The 8,771-nt window shown below is 74.6% G+C and carries 7 protein-coding genes; 6 read left to right on the top strand and 1 reads right to left on the bottom strand.

All coding sequences use genetic code 11. The features are described 5' to 3' along the window. A partial coding sequence (locus tag JZ5iCDA_RS13215; protein WP_139123109.1) for a GNAT family N-acetyltransferase occupies positions 1 to 573 on the top strand: 573 nt, incomplete at its 5' end. Between the two features lie 24 nt (positions 574 to 597). Here JZ5iCDA_RS13215 and JZ5iCDA_RS13220 read toward each other — a convergent pair. Further along, entirely contained in the window at positions 598 to 2,859 is a 2,262-nt protein-coding gene (locus tag JZ5iCDA_RS13220) for an MMPL family transporter (protein WP_069387596.1), read from the bottom strand. A 65-nt stretch (positions 2,860 to 2,924) separates the two neighbouring features. On the opposite strand from JZ5iCDA_RS13220, the gene JZ5iCDA_RS13225 reads away from it, so the two are divergent. From JZ5iCDA_RS13225 to alaS, 5 genes are all read left to right on the top strand, one after another. Then, entirely contained in the window at positions 2,925 to 4,412 is a 1,488-nt protein-coding gene (locus tag JZ5iCDA_RS13225) for a replication-associated recombination protein A (RefSeq protein ID WP_069387597.1), read from the top strand. Between the two features lie 189 nt (positions 4,413 to 4,601). Continuing rightward, positions 4,602 to 5,228 carry a 30S ribosomal protein S4 gene (gene rpsD / locus JZ5iCDA_RS13230; protein ID WP_069387598.1) on the top strand — a complete coding sequence of 209 codons (627 nt, stop codon included), beginning with the start codon at positions 4,602 to 4,604 and terminating at the stop codon, positions 5,226 to 5,228. Between the two features lie 210 nt (positions 5,229 to 5,438). Continuing rightward, entirely contained in the window at positions 5,439 to 5,816 is a 378-nt protein-coding gene (locus JZ5iCDA_RS13235) for a DUF948 domain-containing protein (protein ID WP_069387599.1), read from the top strand. Next, positions 5,816 to 6,166, top strand: coding sequence for a hypothetical protein (locus JZ5iCDA_RS13240; protein ID WP_069387600.1), 351 nt, complete (start codon positions 5,816 to 5,818; stop codon positions 6,164 to 6,166). Before JZ5iCDA_RS13235 ends, JZ5iCDA_RS13240 begins: the two co-directional genes overlap by 1 nt. A gap of 132 nt (positions 6,167 to 6,298) precedes the next feature. Then, positions 6,299 to 8,771 (top strand): alanine--tRNA ligase (gene alaS, locus JZ5iCDA_RS13245; RefSeq protein WP_069387601.1); only part of this gene is annotated, 2,473 nt, incomplete at its 3' end.

An 8,771-nucleotide genomic window follows, 5' to 3' on the forward strand; every position in this document is an offset into this window, starting at 1 on the left:
CTCCTCGACGCCGGCGTGCGCTTCGCGCCCGGGGTCGCGAGGTCGGCGCTCCCGCGCGGGACGACCGCCGCCGCACGCGCGCTCGCGGCGCGCACCGGACGGGCGCTCCCGGTCCACCTGCGCTCCGAGCCGGTCTCGGCGTGGGACTGGTTCTGGACGGCGGACCCGCCGCCGCGGCAGAGCGGTGAGGAGCGCGTCGTCGAGCTCGCGGGCGACGGGGGGCGCACCGTGGCACGGACCCTGCTCGACGAGGCGAACCCGGCCGCCGAGCTCGACCCGGCCCTGCCGGGTTCGCGCTGGTGGGGGTGGCTGGACGACGCCGGCACGGTCCGCGCCGTGGCCGGCGCGCGACGTGCCGGACCGGGCACCGCGTGGGAGCTCGGGAGCGTCGCCACCCACCCGGCGTGGCGCGGTCGCGGGGCCGGGCGCGCCGTCACGGCGGTCGCGACCCGCGCAGGCCTGGAGGACGCGCGCGTCGTCGCCCTCGGCATGTACGCGGACAACGACACCGCCCGGCGCGTCTACGACGGGCTCGGGTACGTCGTCGGGCAGAGGTTCGAGTCGCGGCGCTGACGACCCCCGGCACGACGCCGGTCGTCAGTGCGCGATCGCCAGGCGTGCGTGCAACCGGCGCAGGGGAGCGGGTGCCCACCAGTTCCAGCGCCCGAGCAGGGTCATGGTCGCGGGGACCAGCAGGAGCCGGACGATCGTCGCGTCGACGAGCACGGCGACCGCGAGGGCGAAGCCCACCTCCTTGATGACCAGGAGCTCGCCGAGCACGAAGCCCGCGAAGACCACGACGATGATCGCCGCGGCCGACGTGATGATCCGCCCCGAGCGCTGCAGCCCGAGCCGCACCGCCTCGTCGTCCGGGTGCCCGGCGTCGTGCAGCTCCTTGATCCGCGCGAGGAGGAACACCTCGTAGTCCATCGCGAGGCCGAACGCGAACGCCACGACGAGCGCGACGACGTACGTCTCGATGCCGCCCACGGCGGTGAAACCGAGCAGCCCCTCCAGGCGACCGTCCTGGAACGCCCACACGAGCACGCCGAGCGACGCGGCGAGCGACAGCGCGTTCGTCAGCAGGGCCTTGACGGGGATCACGACGGACCCCGTCATGAGGAACAGCAGGACGAGCGTCGCCACGACGACGATCCCCACGGCCCACCACAGGCGTTCGCCGAGCGCGTCGAGGAAGTCGACCTGGCCGGCGGCCTGCCCGGTGACCCACACGTCGAAGCCGGGGTCCAGGGCCCGCAGGTCCCGGACCGCCGAGACGGCCTCGGGGCCGCCGGCGTCGTCGGTCTCCAGGTGGACCCCCACCACCGCGTACCCGTCGAGCGACGCGACCGGGTCGACGCGCTCGACGCCGTCGAGCCCCGCGACGTCGTCGTCCGCCCACGACTGGGCCGCGCCCGGGTCCGCGTCCACGACGGCGATCACCTCGGGGTTCTCGCTCCTCGGGTACTCGGCGGCGAGCTCCTCGACGAACTGGCGCTGGGGCGCCGACGTCGGCAGCAGCTCGATGCCGGAGTTGCGCAGGTGCAGCCCGAGCACGGGCAGCGCCATGACGACGAGCACCACGACGGTCGCGACGAGCACCCACAGCGGGTGGCGCTGCACCCGGCCGGCAAGCCGCGAGAACACGCCCTCGTCCGACTGCACGTCGGCCGTGCGCGCGAGCACGGCCCGCAGGCCCGGGACGCGCCCGAGCAGCCCCGGCCGCGCCAGGCGCCGGCCCGAGAGCGTCAGCAGCGCGGGCACGAGCGTCAGCGCCGTCGCGACGGCGACCAGGACCACGGCGAGCGCTCCGGCCCCGATCGAGCGCAGGATGTCGGGACGGAACACCATGAGTCCGGCGATCGAGATCGCGACGGTGAGGGCGGAGAACGCGACGGTCCGCCCGGCCGTGGCCATCGTCCGTTCCACGGCGGTGTGGACCACGCCGTCGCCGCGCCGTCGCCGCAGCACCGGCTCGTCGCCGGCGTCGAGGAGGCGGTGCAGCTCCTCGCGGTACCGCGACACCACGAGCAGGCCGTAGTCGATGGACAGGCCCAGGCCGAGCACGGTGACGACGTTGACCACGGACGCGTCGACGTCGAGCAGGTACGTGAGGCCCAGCAGCGCGCCGAGGCCCGCACCGATCGACGCGATCGCGCCCGCGAGCGGCATCCCGGCCGCGAGGAAGCCGCCGAACACGAGGACCATGACGAGGAGCGCGACCGGCAGCGCGACGGCCTCGCCCGTGGTGAGGTCCTCCTCGACCTGGTCCGTGATCGCCTCGACGATGAGGTCGTTCGACGCCACGAGCCCGGACGCGCCGCCCGCGCCCTCGGGGGCGGCGTCGGCGAGCTCGCCCGGCACCGCCTCGAGACGCTCGACGACCCGCTGGGCGACCGCGTCGGAGCGCTCCGGCTCGAGGTCGGTCCGCAGCGTGACGACCGTGAGGAACCCCTCGCCGCCCTGCGCGAGCAGCGGCTGCGCCGCCTCGTCCTCGACGCCGCCGGGCAGCACGTACGGGTTGATGACGGACTCGACGCCCTCGATCCCGACGAGCTCGGCGTCGATGCCGGTCATCGCCTCGACGACCTGCGCGTCGGCGGGGTCCACGCCGTCCACGAGCAGGGTGATCTCCGGACCGCCCTCGTCGTTCTCCGCGAGGATCTCGTCCGCGCGCTCGCTGTCCGACCCGGGCACCGTGGGCGCCCCGGTGGTCACGCGGTCGAACAGGCCGCCGCCCCCCGTGCCGAGCAGCGCCAGCGCGAACCCCAGCGCGGTGATCGCGACCCAGACGAGGACGGTGAGGCGCGGGTGACGGGCGACGCTGCGGCCGAGGCTCGAGAACACGAGCGTCAGCATCCCACCCGCCGTCGTGCCGTGTCAGATCGCCCCGCGGCGTGGGCGGCGGTGCGTAGGCTCGTCGCATGTCCACCGCGCCCTCCGCCGACCTGTTCGGCGGCGACCTGTTCGGGGCGGCCACCTCCGGCACCCAGGGCACCCCCCGGCCCGGCCCCGGCGCTCCGCTCGCCGTCCGGATGCGCCCCGCCGCCCTCGACGAGGTCGCCGGGCAGGCGCACCTCCTCGTCCCCGGCTCGCCGCTGCGGCGCCTCATCGAGGCCGGAGCACCCGGCGACACGTCGCGCGCGGCCCCCGGGTCGGTCATCCTCTGGGGTCCTCCCGGCACCGGGAAGACCACCCTGGCCTACCTCATCGCGACCGCGTCCGGTCGGCGATTCGTCGAGCTCTCCGCCGTGACCGCGGGCGTCAGGGACGTGCGCACCGTCGTCGAGGACGCCCGGCGGCGCCTCGCGACCGGCGGCGAGGAGACCGTGCTGTTCATCGACGAGGTCCACCGGTTCTCCAAGTCCCAGCAGGACGCCCTCCTGCCGAGCGTCGAGAACCGGTGGGTCACGCTCGTCGCCGCGACCACCGAGAACCCCAGCTTCTCCGTCAACTCGCCGCTGCTGTCCCGCTCGCTCCTGCTCACCCTCCAGCCGCTCGGCGACGACGACGTGCGCGCCCTCGTGCGCCGCGCCGTGACCGACGAGCGCGGCCTCGGCGGCCTCGTCGAGCTGACCGACGAGGCCGAGGACCACCTGCTCCGCCTCGCCGGCGGGGACGCGCGCAAGGCCCTCACCGTCCTCGAGGCCGCGGCCGGGGCCGCGTTGTCCGGGGACGGCGACCCGACCGACGCCGCGGGCGCCTCCGAGGACGGCGACCCGACCGCCCGTGCCGCCACCACCGTCGACCTCGACGCCGTCGAGCGCGCCGTCGACGTCGCCGCGGTGCGTTACGACCGCGACGGCGACCAGCACTACGACGTCGTGTCCGCCTTCATCAAGTCGATGCGCGGCTCCGACGTCGACGCCGCCCTGCACTACCTCGCCCGCATGATCGCGGCGGGGGAGGACCCGCGCTTCATCGCGCGCCGCATCGTCATCGCCGCCGCCGAGGACGTCGGGATGGCCGACCCCTCCGCGCTCCAGACCGCGGTCGCGGCGGCCCAGGCCGTGCAGCTCATCGGCATGCCCGAGGGCCGCATCGTGCTCGCGGAGGCCGTCGTGCACCTCGCGACGGCGCCCAAGTCGAACGCCGCGTACCTCGGCATCGACGCCGCGCTCGCGGACGTGCGGGCCGGGCGGTCCGGCACGGTGCCGGCGCACCTGCGCGACGCCCACTACCCGGGGGCGAAGCAGCTCGGCCACGGCACCGGGTACCGGTACGCGCACGACGCCCCGCACGCCGTCGCGCCGCAGCAGTACCTGCCGGACACGCTCACCGGGGCGCGCTACTACACGCCGACCGACCGAGGCTACGAGCGCCAGGTCGCCGACCGGCTGGCGCGTGTGCGCGAGATCCTCGGGCAGGCGCCGCGCCCGCAGGGAGCGGGGCAGGACGGGGCGCAGCGCTGACCGGTCACCGGGTGGGGTAGACTGCTGCGGTTGCCTTCACGGCGACCACCTGGGACCTCGGCCCCGACCTCGACGCTCGCACGAGCCGTCGGCGGTCCATCGGCTGGTCCCGCACCCGGCTCCCGCGGCCTCGCGCCGGTGGGCACGGGTGTGACGTCAGCACACGAACGACAGGAAGAAGACACCGCTGTGACCGCTGTCAAGCGCTCGCGCCGCCAGGTCCGCCTGAGCCGCGCCCTGGGCATCGCCCTCACCCCGAAGGCCGTCAAGCACTTCGAGAAGCGCCCCTACCCGCCCGGCGAGCACGGCCGTGCGCGCCGCCGCACCGAGTCCGACTACGCCGTGCGTCTGCGCGAGAAGCAGCGTCTGCGCGCGCAGTACATGCTGCGCGAGAAGCAGCTCGCCAGCGCGTACGAGGCCGCCCGCAAGGCCCCGGGCCTGACCGGTGAGGCGCTCGTCGAGAACCTCGAGACGCGTCTCGACGCGCTCGTCCTGCGTGCCGGCTTCGCCCGCACGATCCTGCAGGCGCGCCAGGCCGTGACGCACCGCCACATCCTCGTGGACGGCAAGATCGTCGACCGCCCGTCGTTCCGCGTGAAGCCGGGCCAGACGCTCCAGGTCAAGCCGAAGAGCCAGGCGACCACGCCGTTCCAGGTCGCGGCCGCGGGCGCGCACCGCGACGTGCTGCCGGCCGTCCCGGGCTACCTGGACGTCCAGCTCGAGAAGCTCACCGCGGTGCTCGTGCGCCAGCCGAAGCGTTCCGAGGTCCCCGTGACCTGCGAGGTCCAGCTCGTCGTCGAGTACTACGCCCGCTGAGTCCCGCCCCGGACGCCTCGCTCACCGCTTCGTCGGCGAGCGGGGCGTTCGTGCGTCCGGGCGCGTCCCGCGCCGCCGTCGCGTCCGACGACCCTCGCGCCGCGTCGTGCGGGTAGTGTTTCGCGGAGCCCCGTCCGCGGCGTGACCAGCGCCGCCGCCCGCGCGGCACGCGTGACGCGGGCACGACCGTGAACAGGCACAGGAGGAAGAATGTCCCTGGGAGATGTGGCCGGCCTCATCGCAGCCGTCGCCTTCGTGCTGCTCGTGGGCCTGCTCGCGGTGCCGCTCCTCAAGCTCGGCCGCGTGCTGGACGAGGCGCGCACGAGCATCAAGGAGGTCACCGACCACTCGGTGCCCATCCTCGACGAGGCGGCCACGACCGTGGCGACCACCAACAGCCAGCTCGTCAAGGTCGACACGATCACGACGTCGGCGGCGCAGGTGAGCGAGAACGTCTCCGCGCTCACCGGGCTCTACGCGGCGACGTTCGGCGCGCCGCTCGTCAAGGTTGCGGCGTTCACCTACGGCGTCCGCCAGGCCGTGGCGAGCGCGCTCGGGCGGGGCCGGTCCGGCGGGAGCGCGCGCTGATGCGCCGCGTCCTGTGGGTCGGCGTCGGCGTCGCGATCACCGTGGTCGTCGTCGTGCGCGGACGCCAGGTCCTCGCCCGCTACGCGCCGGCGTCGCTCGTCGACCAGGCGACCGAGCGGGTCGACGAGATCGGTGCACGCGCCCTGCACCTCGTGCGCGACGTGCGCGCGGAGTTCACCGCCGCGCGCGACGCGCGCGAGCGCGAGCTCATGGCGGCGCTGCTCGCGGAGGGCCAGGAGGACCCGGACGCCGTGCGCGCCCGGCGCGCCGCCGGCCGGCACGCGCGCGGCGCCGGCCCCGCGGCCGACGACACGGACGACGTCGAGGACCTGCTCGGCTACTCCTTCTAGCACCGCTCGCCAGCACCGCTCGCGCCCCCGGGTCCGCCCGGGGCCGCACCTCGCCGGTGGACACCGGCACGACCCCGCACCACCCTCGCAGGGCCTCACCGCCCGGCAGGCCACCCCCAGCCGAAGGACATCATGCGCACCGCCGAGATCCGCAAGCGTTGGCTCGACTACTTCGCCGACCGCGATCACACCGTCGTCCCCTCGGCGTCGCTCGTCTCGCCGGACCCGTCGACGCTGTTCACCATCGCCGGCATGGTCCCGTTCATCCCGTACATGACGGGCGAGCAGACGCCGCCGTGGGACCGCGCGACCAGCGTCCAGAAGTGCGTGCGCACGCTCGACATCGACGAGGTCGGCAAGACGACGCGGCACGGCACGTTCTTCCAGATGAACGGCAACTTCTCGTTCGGGGACTACTTCAAGGAAGGCGCGATCACCTACGCCTGGGACCTCATCACGAGCTCCCAGGCCGAGGGCGGCTACGGGTTCGACCCCGAGTCGGTCTGGGTGACGGTCTACCACGAGGACGACGAGGCGCGGCAGCTGTGGAAGCGCATCGCCGGCCTGCCCGACGAGCGCATCCAGTCCCGGGGCAAGAAGGACAACTACTGGCACACGGGCCAGACCGGCCCGGGCGGCCCGTGCTCCGAGATCTACATCGACCGCGGGCCCGAGTACGGCGCCGAGGGCGGCCCCGTCGTCGACGAGGACCGCTACCTCGAGATCTGGAACCTCGTGTTCATGCAGTACGCGCTCGACGACGTGCGCTCCAAGGAGGAGTTCCGCGTCGTCGGCGACCTCGCGCGCCAGAACATCGACACGGGCATGGGCCTCGAGCGCGTCGCCTACCTGCTCCAGGGCAAGGACAACCTCTACGAGATCGACGAGGTCTTCCCGGTCATCACCGCGGCCCAGGAGCTGTCGGGCAAGGTCTACGGCGCGAACCACGACGACGACGTGCGCCTGCGCGTCGTCGCCGACCACGTGCGGTCGGCGCTCATGATCATCAGCGACGGCGTGCGCCCGTCGAACGAGGGCCGCGGGTACGTGCTGCGCCGCCTCCTGCGCCGGTCCGTTCGGGCCATGCGCCTGCTCGGCGTCGACGACGCCGCGCTGCCCGCGCTGCTGCCCGTGAGCCGCGACGCCATGGCGCCGTCGTACCCGGAGGTCGCGACGGACTTCGAGCGGATCTCCGCCGTCGCGTACGCCGAGGAGGACGCGTTCCGCCGCACCCTGACGGCCGGGACGACGATCCTCGACACGGCGGTGTCGAAGGCCAAGGCGTCGGCCGGCGCCGGCGGCACCCCGGTGCTGGGCGGCGACCAGGCGTTCGCGCTGCACGACACCTACGGGTTCCCGATCGACCTCACCCTCGAGATGGCCGCCGAGCAGGGCGTGCAGGTGGACGAGAAGGCGTTCCGGTCGCTCATGGCCGAGCAGCGCACGCGTGCCCGCGCCGACGCGCTCGCCAAGCGCTCGGGCGGCGTCGACACGGCCGCCTACACGGCGCTCGCCTCGGAGCTGTCCGCGCCCGTCGAGTTCCTCGGGTACACCGAGTCCTCGGCGGCCGTGCGGGTCGCGGGCCTGCTCGTCGACGGCGTCCCGGCCCCGGCCGCGACGGCGCCCGCCGACGTCGAGGTCGTGCTCGACCGCACCCCGTTCTACGCCGAGGCCGGCGGCCAGCTCGCCGACCACGGCACGATCGTGCTCGACGGCGGCGCGACGATCGAGGTCGACGACGTGCAGCGCCCGGTCAAGGGCCTGTCCGTGCACCGCGGACGCCTCGTCGAGGGCACCGCGGCGCTCGGCGACCCCGGGACCGCGACGATCGACCGCGAGCGGCGCAAGGCGATCAGCCGTGCGCACTCGGCGACGCACATGATCCACAAGGCCGTGCAGGAGTCGCTCGGCAAGGACGCGACGCAGGCGGGGTCCGAGAACGCCCCGAGCCGCATCCGCTTCGACTTCCGCCAGTCCTCCGCCGTCCCGGCGGGCGCGCTGTCGGAGATCGAGGAGCGCGTCAACACGCGGCTCCAGGACAACCTCGAGGTCACGGACCAGCTCATGCCGATCGCCGAGGCCCGCGCCATGGGCGCGATGGCGCTGTTCGGCGAGAAGTACGGCGACGTCGTGCGCGTGGTGTCCATCGGCGGCGACTGGTCGCGCGAGCTGTGCGCCGGCACGCACGTGCAGCAGACGGGCCAGCTCGGCCTCGTGACGCTGCTCGGGGAGTCGTCGATCGGCTCGGGCGTGCGGCGCGTCGACGCGCTCGTCGGCGAGGGCGCGTACGGCTTCCAGGCCAAGGAGCACGCGCTCGTCGGCCAGCTCACCGGCCTGCTCAACGTGCGGACCGAGGAGCTGCCCGACCGCGTGAGCTCGCTCGTGTCGCGCCTGCGCGACGCGGAGAAGGAGCTCGCCCAGCTCCGCCAGGCCCAGCTCCTCGCCGCGGCGGGCTCGCTCGCCGCCGGTGCGGAGCGCGTGGGCGACATCCGCGTCGTCACGCACGACGCCGGCGAGGTCGCCTCGGCGGACGACCTGCGCGCGCTCGCGCTCGACGTCCGCGGGCGCCTCGGCGAGGCCGAGGCGGCCGTCGTCGCCGTCGGCG

Origin of the sequence: Cellulosimicrobium cellulans (genome assembly GCF_001722485.1) — a bacterium.
Taxonomy (GTDB): domain Bacteria; phylum Actinomycetota; class Actinomycetes; order Actinomycetales; family Cellulomonadaceae; genus Cellulosimicrobium; species Cellulosimicrobium cellulans_A.

Excerpts from the sequence above, each read along its gene's own strand:
- JZ5iCDA_RS13240 (WP_069387600.1), top strand. The coding sequence starts at position 5,816 with ATGCGCCGCGTCCTGTGGGTCGGCGTCGGCGTCGCGATCACCGTGGTC.
- JZ5iCDA_RS13220 (WP_069387596.1), bottom strand. The coding sequence starts at position 2,859 with ATGCTGACGCTCGTGTTCTCGAGCCTCGGCCGCAGCGTCGCCCGTCAC.
- JZ5iCDA_RS13225 (WP_069387597.1), top strand. The coding sequence starts at position 2,925 with ATGTCCACCGCGCCCTCCGCCGACCTGTTCGGCGGCGACCTGTTCGGG.
- JZ5iCDA_RS13235 (WP_069387599.1), top strand. The coding sequence starts at position 5,439 with ATGTCCCTGGGAGATGTGGCCGGCCTCATCGCAGCCGTCGCCTTCGTG.